This is a genomic window from Sorangium sp. So ce1014 (assembly GCF_051521505.1).
Lineage (GTDB): Bacteria > Myxococcota_A > Polyangia > Polyangiales > Polyangiaceae > Sorangium.
Genome location: NZ_CP150356.1, coordinates 3,450,182 through 3,464,266 on the forward strand (window position 1 = coordinate 3,450,182; position 14,085 = coordinate 3,464,266).

Genomic DNA, 14,085 nt, shown 5'->3' on the forward strand with positions numbered 1-14,085 from the left:
CGATCCGACAGGAATTCCCTGATTCGCTCGGGTGTGCTCCGGTGGGCAATTGACACCCAGCGTGCATGCCAGCTATTCCCTCGACCGAGTACCGCTGTGGCAGAGATCCTCGTCGTCGATGACAGCCGGGTGATGCGTGAGATGGTCGTGGCCTGCCTGCGGGCCGAGCCGTACAGGTTCGCGCACGCGGCGAGCGGGCTCGAGGCGATTGAGACGCTCTCGCTGAGGCCGTTCGATCTCGTGGTGCTCGACCTGAACATGCCCGATATCGGGGGACTCGAGGTCATCGAGTTCATCCGGGGCCAGGACAAGCTGCGGAGCCTGCCGATTCTGGTGGTGACCACCCGGGGTGATGAGGAGTCCCGGGTCCGCGCGCTCGGCGCGGGGGCCTCGGAGTTCATGACGAAGCCCTTCACTCCCGACGCCATCCTGGCCAGCGTGCGAGCGCTCCTGGGGGAGGGCGTCGCGAGCACCGGATGAGCGACGCGCTCGACGTCAACGAGTTCGTGGCCGGCTACCTCGTCGAGGTAGAAGAGCACCTCTCCGCGTCCACCGCGAACCTCCTCGCCGTCGAGGCGGCCCTCCGCTCCGGGGAGTCGAACCCCAGGGCGATCCGCGAGCTCTTCCGGTCTCTTCACACCATCAAGGGCCTCTCCGCCATGGTCGGCGTGGAGCCGATCGTGGACATCGCCCACGCGATGGAGACCGTGCTCCGGGCGGCGGACAGGGCGGCCGGGAGCCTCTCCACGTCGTCGATCGAGGTGCTGCTCCGCGGGCTCAGGGCCATCGAGGAGCGGACCCGCGCCCTCGCCGGCAAGCAGCCGGTGCCGCCCGCGGCGCCCGCGCTCCTCGACGCGCTCTCCGCGCTCGATCTCGCCGCCTCGCCGTCGCCCCCCGGGCCGACGATCGGCGCCGATCCCGAGATCCTCGCGAAGCTCGGGCCCGGCGAGCGGGTGCAGCTCGCGCAGGGCGTGGCCGGCGGGCGGCGCGCGCTGCGGGTCGATTTCATCCCGTCGCCGGCGCGCACGGCCGAGGGGATGAACATCACGACCGTCCGCGAGCGCGTCGGCAAGCTCGCCGAGATCGTCAAGGTCGTCCCGCTCTCGGTCCCGGCCAGCGACAGGGCCCCGGGCGGCATCACCTTCGCGCTCCTCGTCCTCACGAGCGCGACCGACGAGGAGCTCGCGCGGGCGGCGGGCGCCGATGGCGTCCGCGCGCTCACGGTGGAGCCCCCCGTCCCGCTGGCCGTCGCTGCCCTCACGGCGGACAATCCGGACGATCCGGCGGACCGGGAGCCCCAGCTCCGCGGCGTCGTCCGCGTCGAGGTGGCGCGCCTCGACGACGCGCTCGACAAGCTGTCGGCGCTCGTCGTCACGCGGTTCCGGCTCGCCCGGGCGGCCGCGGAGCTGCGCGCCCGCGGGGTGGACACCCGCGACCTCTCCGAGATCCTGCGCGAGCACGACCGCCAGCTGCGCGACCTGCGCGGCGCCATCATGCGCGCGCGCATGATCTCGGTGACGGAGCTCCTCGAGCGCGTGCCGCTCGTGGTCCGCGGCCTCGGCCGCGCGACGGGCAAGCAGGTCCGGATCGAGATCGACGCGGGCAAGGCGGAGCTCGACAAGGCGGTCGCGGAGCGCATCTTCCCGGCGATCGTGCACCTGCTCCGCAACGCGGTCGATCACGCGATCGAGCCGCCCGCCGAGCGGCGGCGGCTGGGCAAGCCCGAGGAGGGCGTCGTCCGGGTCTCCTGCTTCGAGCGCTCCAACAACCAGCTCGAGCTCAGCGTCGCCGACGACGGGCGCGGCATCGACCGCGCGCGGGTGGCGGCGCGGGCCGGCCGCCCCGCGCCCGACGGCGACGCGGCCCTGCTCGATCTCATCACCTTGCCCGGGCTGTCGACGCTCGACCAGGCGACGAAGACGAGCGGCCGCGGCCTCGGGATGGACATCGTGCGGCGCATCGCCGTGGAGCAGCTCGGCGGCGAGCTCTCCGTGAGCACGGCGCGCGGCGCCGGCACCTCCTTCACCCTGCGGATCCCGCTCACGTTGACCATCGTGGACGCCTTCTCTTTCCTGTGCGCAGGCCAGCCGTTCGTGACGCCCGTCGCCGGCGTGGAGGAGGTCCTGGAGATCGACGCGGCCCGCATCTTCCGCGGCCCGGTCGCGGGCGCGACCCGGGGCGGGGCGGAGCTGCCCGCCGCGGGCCGGGACCGGGGGCCCGCCGCGGGCCGCGCCCGGGGCGGGACCGAGCTGATCGAGCGCCGCGGCGAGGTCGTGCCGCTCGTCGACCTCGCCGCGCTCTTCGAGCTCGGGGCCTCGTCCGCGAGCAGGGCGCTCGTCGTGCGGCGCAGCGGCGCGCCCTTCGCGTTCGGCGTGACCCGCGTGCTCGGCCAGCAAGAGGTGGTCGTGCGGCCGCTCGAGGACCCGCTCGTCAAGGTGCCGGGCGTGTGCGGCTCGACCGATCTCGGCGACGGGCGCCCCACGCTCGTCCTCGATCTCGTGAACCTCAGCGGCAGGCTCTCCTCCGGCCATGGCGGCCGCGCCGGCCTCGTCCGGGTGGCCTCATGAACGATCTGCACGTGGTCCTGAAGGTGGCGGACACCGAGTACGCGATCTCCGCGGCGGACGTGCTCCACATGGAGTCGTTCACCGGGGCGACCCGGGTGCCGGGGACGCGGTCGTACGTCGGCGGCCTCATCCAGATCCGGGGCCGCGTCGTGCCGGTCGTGGATCTGCGCGCCCGCTTCGGGCTCCCGACCGTGGAGCCCACGCTGGACTCGCGGGTCATCGTCGTCCAGAGCGGCGGCCGCACCGTGGGCCTCCTGGTGGACAGCGCGCGGGAGGTCGTCCACATCGGCGCCGACGAGCTGCGGATGCCCCCCGAGGTCATGGCGGAGGAGAGCGCCGGGTTCGTGAGGGCGGTCGCGAAGCTCGGGAAGCGGCTCGTCATGCTCGTCGACGTCGGCAGGATCATCGGTGAGGAGCAGGATCATGGCAGTTGATGCAATCGCGGACATCGACGGAGCGCTCGCGCGGGCGGAGCAGACCGAGCACTCGCTCCGTCAGGCGGCCACGGCCGTGGCCGGCGCCGAGCAGGCGGCCGCGCGGCTCGCCGCCGCCGGCGCCGAGCACGCCACCTCCGGCAGGCAGCAGGGTGCCGCGGCGGGGGCGCTCGCCGGCGAGCTCGAGGAGGCGGGGGCGGCGGCGCAGGCGCTCGCCCGATCGGGGCAGCGGATCAGCGACGCCGTCGCCGAGGTCGCGCAGGGGTCCGAGGTGATGACGAGCGGCCTCGGCGCGCTCGCCCCCGCGTTCGCCGGCGTGAAGGGCGACGCCGACGCGCTCGCCGGCTCCGCGGAGACGACGGCGGCGGCGCTCGAGGAGCTCGCCCGCTCGGTGAAGGCGGTGAGCGCCAGCGCCGAGGAGCTCGCGTCCTCCAGCGAGGAGCTCCTCGGCTCCGTCTCGGTGACGAGCGGGGCCGCCGACGAGGCGGCGGCCCGCGGCGAGAGCAGCGCCGCGGCGCTCGAGGAGATCGGGGCCACCATCGAGGAGATGTCGAAGGGCGTCGCGCGCCTCTCGGCCGACGCCAGGGCGGTCGGGGCGCAGATCTCGACCATGGCCGGCACCGTCGCGGGCGTGAGCGGCTCCCTCGACCGCGTGGCGCGGGACGCCGTCGAGATGGCGAGCGCGGTCGAGGAGACCGCCGCGACCGCCGAGCAGATGGCGCGGTCGATCCGCGGGGTGGCGGAGAGCGCCAAGGCGCTCGACGCGAGCGCCTCGCTGACCGCGAGCACGATCACCGAGATCGCGAGCTCGGTCGAGGAGGTCGCGGCCACGGCCGAGAAGAACGCGGCGACCATCGAGGCCAACGCGGTCGCCGCCGAGCAGCTCGCGCGGACCGCGCAGCAGGTCTCGCAGAGCGCCGAGCAGATCAGCGGGCTCGCGGCCGGCAACGCCGCCGCCTCGTCGCAGGTCGAGGCCTCCACGCGGCGGATCGTCTCCATCGTCGAGACCGCGCGCACGACCGCCGAGCAGGGCGTCGCGACCGCGCGCCAGGGCGCCGTGACGGTCGGCAGGTCCATCGCCGGCCTCGGGAGCATCCGGCAGGCGATGGCCGACTCCGCGGCGGTCATGAAGGAGATGGGCAAGCGGGCCGAGGAGATCGGCGACATCGTCCAGACGATCAACCTGATCGCCGACCGCACGAACCTCCTGTCGCTCAACGCGAGCATCGAGGCCGCGCGGGCAGGGGAGCACGGCCGGGGCTTCGCCGTCGTCGCCGAGGAGATCAGGAACCTCGCGGACCGCGCGGCCGTCTCGAGCGCCGAGATCGCCAAGATCGTCCGCGCGCTCCAGTCGAGCGCCCGCGAGGCGGTGGCCGCCTCGACCGAGGGCGTGAAGGTGGCCGACGAGGGGACCCGGCTCGCGGGCGACGCCGAGCGGGCGCTCGCGTCCATCCTGCAGGGGGTCGAGGAGCTCGGCCGCTCGATCCGCGAGATCGACCGGGCGAACGCCGATCAGGTGCAGGCGGTGGGCTCTCTCACCCAGACCGCGTCGCGCATGAGCGAGGAGGGCAGGACGGTCGCGCGCTCCGCGGCCGAGCAGACCAACGCGGTCCAGGCGCTCGCGCAGGCGAGCTCCGAGATGCGGCGCATGGCCCGGCAGACGAAGGAGGCGACCGCCGAGCAGGCGCGCGCGCTGCGCGACGCCGTGAAGGTGAACGCGCAGCTCACGTCGAGCGCCGAGCGGGTGTCGCGGGCGATGGAGGAGCAGGCCACGGGCGCATCGCAGCTCGCGAAGGTCGCCGCGCAGATGCGCTCGCTGACCCATCAGACCAGCACCGCCATGGTCGAGCAGACCCGCGCCCTGGCCGGGATCACGGCGCTCACGCAGGAGGTCTCGGGCGCGTCGCAGCGGATGGTCGCCGGCCTCGCCGAGCAGGCCGGCGGCGCGACCGAGGTGTCGCGCGCCATGGATGACATCCGGAAGCTGTCGGTCCAGTCGGCGCGCGGGAGCGGCGAGCAGGCGCGGGCCGCGAAGCAGCTGGAGGCGTCCGCCCGCCAGGTCGCGCGGCTCGCGGCGGCGGTGACCGCCGCCACGGCGGATCAGAGCAAGGCGACGGCGTCCCTCGCGAAGGAGGGGGAGTCCGTGCGCCGGATCGCCAAGCAGACGGCGCGGGCGGTGGCCGATCAGGCGGAGTCCGTCGCGGCGCTCGCGTCGGGCGCGAGCCGGCACGCGTCGTCGCTCCAGGGCATCGCCAGGGGGGCCGCCGAGCTCTCGGCCAGGAGCGAGCAGCACGCCGCGTCGCTCGCCCGCCTGCGCGACCCGGTCCGGGAGATCGTCGCCGCCGCGGCCAGGCAGGCGAGGGAATCCGGCGCGGTCGCGGCCGACGCCGGCCACGTGCTCGAGCAGGTCGGCAGGATCCGGCACGCGAGCGCCGAGCACGTGGACGCGGTCGCGGGCGTCGCCGCCGCGATCGCGCACCTCAGGGCGAACGGAAGGCAGCCCCACGCCGCGCCGGAGACCTCGTGAGCTCTCGGCGGCCCGCGCTCGCGGTCTCGGAGGCGGAGCGGCGGCGCGTCGATCAGGTGGATCGGCTCGCCGCCTCCGGGACGCTGGGGGTGCCGACGCTCGTCGAGATGCTCGCGGATCCGAGCTGGACCGTGCGGCGTGCTGTCGTCGCGTCGCTCGCCGCGCTCGGCGACGCGGCGGTGGCGCCGCTCTGCGCGTGCCTCTCCGCGCGGCGCGACAGCGAGACGCGCATCGCCGCCGCGGTCGACGCGCTCGTCGCGTCGCTCGGCGACGTCGACGACGCCGTGCTCGCGCTGACGCGGGACCCTCGCCCCGCGATCGTCGCCGACGCGGCGCAGGTCCTCGGGCGCCGCAGCTGCGCGAAGGCGGTCTCCCGGCTCGCGGAGCTCACGTCGCACGCCGACGACAACGTGGCGGTCGCCTCGATCGAGGCGCTCGGCCGCGTCGGCGGCAGGTCGGCGGTCGACGCGCTCGTGGAGGCCGTCACCAGCGGAAATTTCTTCCGTGTCTTTCCGGCGATCGACGTGCTGGGCCGGAGCGGCGACCCGCGCGCGATCGGCCCGCTCGTGGCTCTCCTGGACGATCCGCGTTACCTGCTCGAGGCGGCCCGGGCGCTCGGCCGCACCTGCAGCCGGAGCGCCGTGGCGCCGCTGATGCGCCTCCTCGGGCGCCCGAGCGACGCGGTCGCGCGGGTCGCGGCGGTGGCGCTCGCCGAGCTGCGCGAGCGGTACCGCGAGCGCTACGGGACGGCCGCGCCGATCGACGAGGCGCTCCGGGGCGAGGCGCCGGCGCCCGGCGCCGCGCGGCGGCTCTCGCAGAGCCTCGCCGGGGCGGATCCGGCCGAGCAGGCCGTCATCTGCAGCGTGCTCGGCGCGATCGGGGGCGAGGACGTCCTGCTCGATCTGACGCGCCTGCTCGACGCCGATCCCCCCGTCGCGAGCGCCGCGGCGGAGGCGCTCTTCCAGCTCTCCCGGAGCGCGGACTCCCGGGTGCTCGCGACGCTGCGCGACGGCGACAGCTCCCGCAGGCTCCTGCTCCTGCCGCTCGTCCGGGGCGTCGCGGCCGCGGGTGACGTGGAGCAGTGCCTCGCGGATCCGGACCCGGAGGTCCGCGCGGCGGCGTGCGACGCGCTCGCGCGCATCTCGGAGCCCGGCTCGGCGCGCGCGCTGTTCCAGCTCCTCGACGACCCGAACCCCCGCGTGGTCCACGCCGCGACGACCGCGATCCAGTGCCTGGGCGGCCCCGACGTCGAGGCGCTCGCGCTGGCCGCGGCCCGCGAGGGGACCCCGGCCGCGCGGCGGACGGCGCTGCGGATCCTCGGCTACTTCGCGCCCCCCTCGGCGCTGCCGATCTTCCTCGACGGCCTCCGCGATCCCGATCTGCGGGCGCGCGAGCGGGCGATCCACGGCCTCGCGTCCTTCGCGCAGCCGGAGGCGATCGAGGCGCTCGTCGTGCTCGCCGCCGACGCCTCGGAGCGGGTCCGGGCGGTGGCGATGCGGGCGCTCGGGCAGTCGCAGCGGGCGCCGCGCGTCGTCGAGGCGCTCCTCGTGGGGCTCCGCGACGACGACGCGTGGGTCCGCTACTACGCGTGCCAGTCGCTGGGAAAGCTCGGGTGGGAGGCGGCGGCCGGGCTCATCGCCGAGCGGCTCCGGGACGAGAGCGGCCAGGTGCGCGTGGCGGCGATCGAGGCGCTGTCGGCGATCAAGGGCGACCTCGCGCTCTCGGCGCTGGAGCAGGCCGCCCGGGCGAGCGACACGGACATGCGGCGCTCGGCGCTGATCGGGCTCGGCATCGCCGGGCGGGAGGCGTCGCTGCCGACCTTGCTCGGCGCGCTCTCGTCCCCGGACGTGGCGACCCGGCTCGTCGCGGTCTCGGCGATCTCCGGCTTCTCGTCGCCCGAGGTCCTGCCGGCGCTCGTGCGCGCGGCGGGCGACCCCGACGAGAGCGTGCGCGCGGCGGCGACCAGCTTCATCGCGGGGCGGCCCGGGGTCGACGCGACGAGGAGCCTCATCGCGCTGCTCGCCGCCTCGCAGGCCCAGGGACCGCTCCCCGCCGCGCTGTCCACGCCCGTGCCGGGGCGCATCGAGGGCCTCCTCGACGCGCTCGCGGCGGCGGACGACGAGCTCGCGCCCGTCCTGACCGCGGCGCTCGCGCGGATGCGGCTGCCGGCGGCGCACGCGGCGCTCCTCGAGGCGCTCCGGCTGCCGCACGCGCCGGCGCGGAAGGCGGCGGCCACGACGCTCGCCGCGGTGGCCACGCGGGAGGGCTTCGCGGCGGTCGAGCTCACCTCGCGGGCCGATCCGGATCCGGAGGTGCGACGCGTGGCCGCGTCCGTCCTCTCGCAGTGGGCATGACGCCGTGGGCATGACGAGCCGCCTCCCCATCTCTCCGCAGATCTTCGCGATCTTCAGCGCCCTCATCGCCGAGAAGATCGGCATCCACTACGACGCCGGCGACCGCGAGCTGCTCGGCGACAAGCTCGCGGTGCGCGCCCTCGACGCCGGCTTCGACTCGCTGCTCGATTACTACTACTTCCTCCGCTACGACCCGGCGGGCGCGGCCGAGATGGACGCGCTGATCGACGCCCTGGTCGTGGGCGAGACGTATTTCTTCCGCGAGCTCGCGCAGCTCGAGGTCGCGGTCTCGGAGCTCATCGCGCCCCGCGTGGCGGCGGGCGGGCGGCCGCGGATCTGGTCGGCGGCCTGCTCGAGCGGCGAGGAGCCGTTCACGATCGCGATGCTCCTGGCCGAGCGGGGCCTGCGTGACAAGGTCGATCTCGTGGCGAGCGACATCAGCCAGCGGGCGCTCTCGCGCGCCCGGGCCGGCGTGTTCGGGCCGCGCTCGCTCCGGAGCAACGCCCGGCCGCCTCCGTTCGCCGGCCGGTGGCTGGACGTGACGCCCGATCGGGTCGTCGTGCGGCCCGAGCTCCAGGGGGCGATCGACTGGCGGCGGATCAACCTGCTCGCGGCGCCCGACGTCACGTCGCTCGGGCAGTTTGATGTCATCGTTTGCCGCAACGTGCTCATCTATTTTCACGACAACACGGCGCGGTGGGTGGTCAATCACCTCTCGGGGGCGCTCGCCGCGGGCGGGTTCCTCCTGGTCGGGGTCTCCGAGTCGCTGCTGCGGCTCGGCACCGCGCTCCGCTGCGAGGAGCGGGGCGGCGTGTTTTTCTACCGGAAGACCGCGCAATGAAGATCCCGGCTGTCCGCGTGCTCGTGGTCGACGACTCTGCCTTCGTGCGCAAGGTGCTGCGGCAGGTCCTCGGCGCGAGCGCCTCGATCGAGGTCGTCGATACGGCCATGGACGGCCTCGACGCGCTGGAGAAGATCGAGCGCTACAAGCCGGATGTGGTCACGCTCGACCTCGTGATGCCGAACCTCGACGGCATCGGCGTGCTCAGGTCGTTGCCGCGCGACGGCGCGCCGCGGGTCGTCGTGGTCAGCAACTCCGAGGCGGACAGCGATCTCGGCGTCGAGGCGCTCCAGCAGGGCGCGGTCGATCTCGTCGAGAAGCCGACGTCGCTCGCGACCGATCGTCTCTTCGAGCTCTCGAACGAGCTGGTCCGCAAGGTGCTCGCCGCGGCCGAGGCGAGGGTCCACCAGGCAGCGCCTCGCCCGCGGCCGCCGCCCCTGCCGGGTGCGATCCCCGCGCTGCCGCGCACGCGCCTCGTCGTGGTCGGCACGTCGACCGGCGGCCCTCAAGCGTTGACGCGGCTCTTCGCGGCGATGCCCGGCGATTTCCCGGCCCCCCTCGTCGTCGCGCTGCACATCCCCCCGGGTTACACGGAGTCGCTGTCGCGCCGCCTCAACGACGGGAGCGCGCTCTCGATCGTCGAGGCATCGGACGATCTCCAGCTCCGGCCCGGGCTCGCGGTCATCGCGCGCGGGGGGACGCACCTCGAGGTCCGGCGCCAGCGGGAGCGCGCCAGCGTCCGCTTCGCCCAGGCGGCCAAGGCGTCCCTTTATTGCCCGTCGGTCGATCTGCTCTTCGCGAGCGCCGCGGCCGAGTTCGGGTCGGGCGTCCTCGGGGTCGTGCTGACGGGCATGGGGGACGACGGCCTGGAGGGGTCCCGGGCGATCCACAAAGCCGGCGGGAAGATCCTCGTCGAGGCCGAGTCGTCCTGCGTCGTCTACGGCATGCCCCGCCGCGTGCTGGAGGCCGGGCTCGCCGCGGCGCAGGCGTCGATCGACGAGATGCCCGCGGCCATCGTGCGGCACCTCTGACGGCGCGTGACGTCGCGCGTCGCGCCCGTCACAGCGGCCAGTAAACGACCTTTCCCTCGATCTCCTGGAACGTGGCCGCGTTGCCGTCCTGGGAGACGATGAAGGCGATCCGCTCCGGGTACCCCGCCACGAACGCCGCCGCCGCGCGGTGGCGGGTGCCGCGCGCGTCGAGGCTCAGGCTCGCATCCATCCTCTGGTCGGGGGTCGCGGCGAAGACCTCGGAGATGATCGCCCTCGGCGGGGGCAGCTTCGCCCCGAACGCGAGCACGTCGAGGGGATGGCTCATCACCACCGCGCCGTCGACGGTCGTCAGCCGCACGATGAGGTCGAGCAGCCGGTTGATGCGCTCGGCGCCCTTGATCGCGTGGTCCGAGCCGCGCGCCTGCCCGGGTGTCGCGGGCTGCTTTCCGTGCGCCTGCCGCCGTTCGCTCGGCGGATGGCTCTCGTGGACGTCGAGGATGGCCGCGCCGAGGCACAGGGCGGGATCCAGCCGCTTGACCTCGGTGTCGAGCTGATTCCCCTCCTCGCCGAAGAGCTGCGGCAGGCCTTCGCCCGGGCCCAGGACGGCGACGAGCCCGCCGCGCCCGAGCTCGACCATCCCGTCGACGATGCGGAGGAGATAGCTGCGCACCTGGCGGACGAGCGGCCTGCCGTGGTCCCCGAGGACGGTCCTCGCGATGGAGTCCAGCTGTGGCCGGCTCTTGGACATCCATGTCCGCACGGCGCCGCGCTCGTAGCGGACGATCTCCCACTCACCGCGGTACACGGCCACGACACCGGGCTTCGGGACGACGATGCGCACGAGCTGATCGCTGTCGAACGAACGCCGGCCGTGCGGCGTCGCGATGCCGGCGATCACGAGCGACCCGTCGAGCGGCACCACGGACAGGAAGGAGCGCGGCCATGCGCACGCGGAGGCGAAGTTGGCCACGTGCTCCACGTCGAACGCCATGGCGGAGCCGAAGCGCACGAGATCCCACGCGGGCTCGTCGAGCTCGAGGTCGGCGAGGCTCTCGGCGAACACGATGCCGACCGGGTTCAGCCGCCCCTCTTCCGTCGCCATGGACGCGAAGAACATCGTCTCGATGAGCTCGGTCAGGACCGTCGCGAAGGGGGGCGGCGACGCCGCGTCGGGGGCGACGCTGGCGGCGCCAGCCGGCTTCTGCGCCGTGAGCTCGGGCTGCTCCTGCAGCTCGAGAAATGCGGCCGTGACATCCGCAGGATACTTGAGGCGCATGAGCTCGTTCTATCATCCCGAGCGCCGCCGGTCAGGCCGACGGGCTGCACGTGGGCTCGTTCTCGGCGTCGCAGCGCGGCGCGCTACCATGCGACGCCTGCGCAGGCCGGTATTGTCATGAATTCTCACGAATCGTTACGAGGCGAGCCGTGTGGCCTCACGCGGCCCGGCGCGAGCCGCTCCCCTTTCTCTTCGGGGTCGCTGCTTTTCGCACCTTCGAGCCGGCGTCGTCGGCCCGCTTGTCGTCGTTTGCGACGTTGGCAAGCTTCGCGCCCTTCTGGCCGAGGCTCTTCTTGAGCAGCGCGATGAGGTCGACCGTGCCGGTGTCGCGGCGGTGGTCCTCCTCCTCCTCGGGCTCCGCGGGCGTCGTGGTCTGGCCGGATTTCACCTTCTTCTCGATGAGCTTCATCACGTCGTCGCGGTACTCGTCCTTGTATTTCTCCGGCTTCCACTCGGTGGCCATCTCGGCCACGAGCCGCTCCGCCATCTCGAGCTCTCGCTTGCCGAGCCCCTTGCCCTCGATATCCATCTCGGGCAGGTCGAGCTCCTCATCCGAGCGGAGCTCGTGCGCGAACCGCATCAGGTTCAGCACGAGCGCGCGGCCGTGCGGCCGCACCGCGGCGATGTGCTCGCGCGTCCGGATCACGACCTTCGCGATCCCGACCTTGCCCGTCTTCCGCAGGGCCTCGCGCAGGAGCACGTACGCCGTGACCGACGATTTCTTCTTGCTGTTCGGCGACGCGGGGGCGAGGTAGTACGGCTTCTCGTAGTACATCGGGTCGATCTCCGAGGCATCGACGAAGTCGAGGATATCCACGGTCTGCGTCGCCTCCACGTTCGCGCGGCGCAGGTCCTCGTCGGACATGACGACATACTCGCCTTTTTCGTAGGGATAGCCGCGGATGATATCGTCCCAGCTCACCGGCTCCCCGGTCTCCCGGTTCACGCGCTCGTAGCGGATCGGCGTCATGTTGCGCCTGTCGAGCTGCGTGAAGTGGAGCTCGTTGGGCTCCTCCGCGGCGTAGAGGGCGACCGGGATCTGCACGAGCCCGAAGCTGATACTCCCTTTCCAGATGCTGCGAGGCATGCGCTCTCCTTTGACCCAAGAGGCGACCCAAGAGGCGACCCAAGAGGTCCGTTTCAGGTCCGTGACAGGAGACGATGCAAGCCGGCGGCCGACGGCTCGAGCCCGCGCGTCGCGCCCGTCCCGGCCGCTCGGCGTCGGCCGCGCCGCGGCGCCGCCGGGGCCCGGCGTCGCGTTTCGCTACAGCGGGCCTCGGGCGTGGCGATTGCTGCCCCGCTTGTCTGGGCCCGCTGTATAAACAGCGATCGACATGCCGCGCCGGGCCCACGACCTCCACGGAGCTGCGCCGGACAACAGCCGGACCGCGCTCCTCCTCATCGACGTCATCAACGACCTGGACTTCCCGGAAGGTGACCGGCTGCTCGCCCATGCCCTCCCGATGGCGCACCGCATCCGCGCGCTGAAGCAGCGGTGTCGCGACGCCGGCATCCCCACGGTCTACGTGAACGACAACTTCGGCCGCTGGCAATCCAACTTCCACCGGCAGATCGAGCACTGCCTCGAGGAGGGCACCCGCGGCCGGGAGATCGCGGCGCTGCTGCGGCCCGGAGAGGACGATTATTTCGTGCTCAAGCCCAAGCACTCGGGCTTCTACGGCACCACGCTGGAGATCCTGCTCGAGTCGCTCGGCGTGCAGACGCTGATCCTCACCGGCATGGCGGGGAACATCTGCGTCCTGTTCACGGCGAACGACGCCTACATGCGCGATTACCGGCTGCTCGTCCCGTCGGACTGCATCGCCTCGGAGAGCGAGGAAGACAACGGCTATGCGCTCCACCAGATGCAGCGCTTCCTCAAGGCCGACATCACGCCGTCGGACGAGGTCGACCTCGAGCGACTGCCCGCCTGACGCCTCCGGGGGGGCCGGGCGTCCGGCGGGCAGCTGCCCGAGGTCACGTGTTGCGTCAGGGCGTCACGCTCAGGCGAGCGCTCGCTGCTTCGACGAGATGCCCTCCTCGCTGAGGACCGCGACGTCGGTCGCGCCGCCCCGCTCCAGGACCTGCTTGGCGAGCGCGCGCTCGTTGCTGTCCTCGACGTGGACGGAGATGAGGATGTTGCCGCCCTTGATCTTGCCCTCGTACTGCTTGGCCTCGACCTCGGGGATGCCGAGCCCGATGAGGGCGCCGGTCACGCCGCCGACCGCCGCGCCCGCCGCGGCGCCGCTCAGCGCCGCCATGATCGGGCCGGCCGCGATGAAGGGGCCGAGCCCGGGGATGGCGAGCGCGCCGATGCCGGCGAGCAGGCCGATGGTCCCGCCGAGCGCGCCGCCCGCGCTGGCGCCCGCGGTCGCGCCCTCGGGCGCCTTCGTGTTCTTCTCGTGCGCGAAGTCCCGCGTCCCGTGCTTGTCGGGGAACAGCGCCGAGATATCGCTGGTCATGAAGCCGGCGCGCTGGAGCTCGCCGACGATGCTATCTGCCTGAGCGAGCGTGCTCACGAGGCCCAGGACCGCTTTCTTTGTTGCCATGGTGTCTTCCTTTCGGACTGGTTCAGTCAACGTCAACTTCGAGCTGGTTATCGACCCGCTGGACGCCCGGGATCCCCTGCGCGATCGCGGCGATATCGGCCTTCTCCTTGTCGCTCTTCACCGGGCCGCGCAGCGTGACGACCTGCCCGCTCGTGATGATCTTGACGTTCTTGGCGTTCATCGACAGCGCGTCGCTCGCGACCACCGCCTGACGGATCTTCTGCGTGATCGTGCGGTCGGCCTCGTTCTCGCCCTGATCCCCGGGGGTCAGCGCGGCCGGGTCGCGATCGCGATCGTTCTTTTCCGTGTTGTCGGCGGCCGCCGGCGTCGGGTTGTTCGCCCGCTGGGCGACCTCACCCGGCACCGTCGCGGTGTTGTTGTCCGAACGAGGCGTGCCTTCTGCTCTGTCGCAGCCGACCGCCGCGGCGATCGAGAGAGACGTCATGAAGAAGAGTTTCACTGTGTCCATGACCCGGTGCCCTCGCAAGGCCCGGGCCACCTCGGGCAGAGGGCGCCTGTCGGTGCACGGCTGCGGTCGGGGCGGA

The 14,085-nt window shown here is 73.1% G+C and carries 12 protein-coding genes; 8 read left to right on the forward strand and 4 right to left on the reverse strand.

Going from position 1 to position 14,085, the window contains the following annotated elements; translation table 11 throughout:
- Positions 1-96: 96 nt before the first annotated feature.
- From WME75_RS13240 to cheB, 7 genes are read left to right on the forward strand one after another with little or no spacing between them, the layout of a single operon-like run.
- On the forward strand, positions 97-480 hold the full coding sequence (locus WME75_RS13240; RefSeq protein ID WP_437490224.1) for a response regulator transcription factor: 384 nt from the start codon (positions 97-99) through the stop codon (positions 478-480).
- Positions 477-2,567 carry a chemotaxis protein CheA gene (locus WME75_RS13245; RefSeq protein ID WP_437490226.1) on the forward strand — a complete coding sequence of 697 codons (2,091 nt, stop codon included), beginning with the start codon at positions 477-479 and terminating at the stop codon, positions 2,565-2,567. Before WME75_RS13240 ends, WME75_RS13245 begins: the two co-directional genes overlap by 4 nt.
- Positions 2,564-3,001, forward strand: coding sequence for a chemotaxis protein CheW (locus WME75_RS13250; protein WP_437490228.1), 438 nt, complete (start codon positions 2,564-2,566; stop codon positions 2,999-3,001). Before WME75_RS13245 ends, WME75_RS13250 begins: the two co-directional genes overlap by 4 nt.
- Positions 2,991-5,528, forward strand: coding sequence for a methyl-accepting chemotaxis protein (locus tag WME75_RS13255; protein WP_437490230.1), 2,538 nt, complete (start codon positions 2,991-2,993; stop codon positions 5,526-5,528). The genes WME75_RS13250 and WME75_RS13255 overlap by 11 nt, the downstream gene beginning before the upstream one ends.
- Positions 5,525-7,882 (forward strand): HEAT repeat domain-containing protein, encoded by a 2,358-nt coding sequence (locus WME75_RS13260; RefSeq protein ID WP_437490231.1) that lies wholly within the window; start codon positions 5,525-5,527, stop codon positions 7,880-7,882. The genes WME75_RS13255 and WME75_RS13260 overlap by 4 nt, the downstream gene beginning before the upstream one ends.
- 10 nt (positions 7,883-7,892) lie before the next feature.
- Entirely contained in the window at positions 7,893-8,723 is an 831-nt protein-coding gene (locus tag WME75_RS13265) for a CheR family methyltransferase (RefSeq protein WP_437490233.1), read from the forward strand.
- Positions 8,720-9,754 carry a chemotaxis-specific protein-glutamate methyltransferase CheB gene (cheB, locus tag WME75_RS13270; protein ID WP_437490235.1) on the forward strand — a complete coding sequence of 345 codons (1,035 nt, stop codon included), beginning with the start codon at positions 8,720-8,722 and terminating at the stop codon, positions 9,752-9,754. The genes WME75_RS13265 and cheB overlap by 4 nt, the downstream gene beginning before the upstream one ends.
- Before the next feature lie 28 nt (positions 9,755-9,782).
- Here the strand turns inward: cheB and WME75_RS13275 are convergent, their stop codons facing one another.
- Together WME75_RS13275 and WME75_RS13280 are read right to left on the reverse strand one after the other, a co-directional pair.
- On the reverse strand, positions 9,783-10,991 hold the full coding sequence (locus WME75_RS13275; RefSeq protein WP_437490237.1) for a putative sensor domain DACNV-containing protein: 1,209 nt from the start codon (positions 10,989-10,991) through the stop codon (positions 9,783-9,785).
- Between the two features lie 157 nt (positions 10,992-11,148).
- Positions 11,149-12,078: a Ku protein gene (locus tag WME75_RS13280; RefSeq protein WP_437490239.1), complete on the reverse strand. Its 930-nt coding sequence runs from the start codon at positions 12,076-12,078 to the stop codon at positions 11,149-11,151.
- A 247-nt stretch (positions 12,079-12,325) separates the two neighbouring features.
- Here WME75_RS13280 and WME75_RS13285 point away from each other — a divergent pair, with 247 nt between their 5' ends.
- Entirely contained in the window at positions 12,326-12,925 is a 600-nt protein-coding gene (locus tag WME75_RS13285; protein ID WP_437490241.1) for a cysteine hydrolase family protein, read from the forward strand.
- Between the two features lie 69 nt (positions 12,926-12,994).
- On the opposite strand, the gene WME75_RS13290 is transcribed toward WME75_RS13285, so the two are convergent.
- Both WME75_RS13290 and WME75_RS13295 read right to left on the reverse strand, forming a co-directional pair.
- Positions 12,995-13,540 carry a DUF3341 domain-containing protein gene (locus tag WME75_RS13290; protein ID WP_437490243.1) on the reverse strand — a complete coding sequence of 182 codons (546 nt, stop codon included), beginning with the start codon at positions 13,538-13,540 and terminating at the stop codon, positions 12,995-12,997.
- A gap of 22 nt (positions 13,541-13,562) precedes the next feature.
- On the reverse strand, positions 13,563-14,009 hold the full coding sequence (locus tag WME75_RS13295) for a BON domain-containing protein (protein ID WP_437490245.1): 447 nt from the start codon (positions 14,007-14,009) through the stop codon (positions 13,563-13,565).
- Between the last annotated feature and the right edge of the window lie 76 nt (positions 14,010-14,085).

Coding starts and splice junctions, on each gene's coding strand:
- WME75_RS13245 (WP_437490226.1), top strand. CDS start 477: ATGAGCGACGCGCTCGACGTCAACGAGTTCGTGGCCGGCTACCTCGTC.
- WME75_RS13295 (WP_437490245.1), bottom strand. CDS start 14,009: ATGGACACAGTGAAACTCTTCTTCATGACGTCTCTCTCGATCGCCGCG.
- WME75_RS13290 (WP_437490243.1), bottom strand. CDS start 13,540: ATGGCAACAAAGAAAGCGGTCCTGGGCCTCGTGAGCACGCTCGCTCAG.
- WME75_RS13250 (WP_437490228.1), top strand. CDS start 2,564: ATGAACGATCTGCACGTGGTCCTGAAGGTGGCGGACACCGAGTACGCG.
- WME75_RS13275 (WP_437490237.1), bottom strand. CDS start 10,991: ATGCGCCTCAAGTATCCTGCGGATGTCACGGCCGCATTTCTCGAGCTG.
- cheB (WP_437490235.1), top strand. CDS start 8,720: ATGAAGATCCCGGCTGTCCGCGTGCTCGTGGTCGACGACTCTGCCTTC.
- WME75_RS13265 (WP_437490233.1), top strand. CDS start 7,893: ATGACGAGCCGCCTCCCCATCTCTCCGCAGATCTTCGCGATCTTCAGC.
- WME75_RS13285 (WP_437490241.1), top strand. CDS start 12,326: ATGCCGCGCCGGGCCCACGACCTCCACGGAGCTGCGCCGGACAACAGC.
- WME75_RS13280 (WP_437490239.1), bottom strand. CDS start 12,078: ATGCCTCGCAGCATCTGGAAAGGGAGTATCAGCTTCGGGCTCGTGCAG.
- WME75_RS13255 (WP_437490230.1), top strand. CDS start 2,991: ATGGCAGTTGATGCAATCGCGGACATCGACGGAGCGCTCGCGCGGGCG.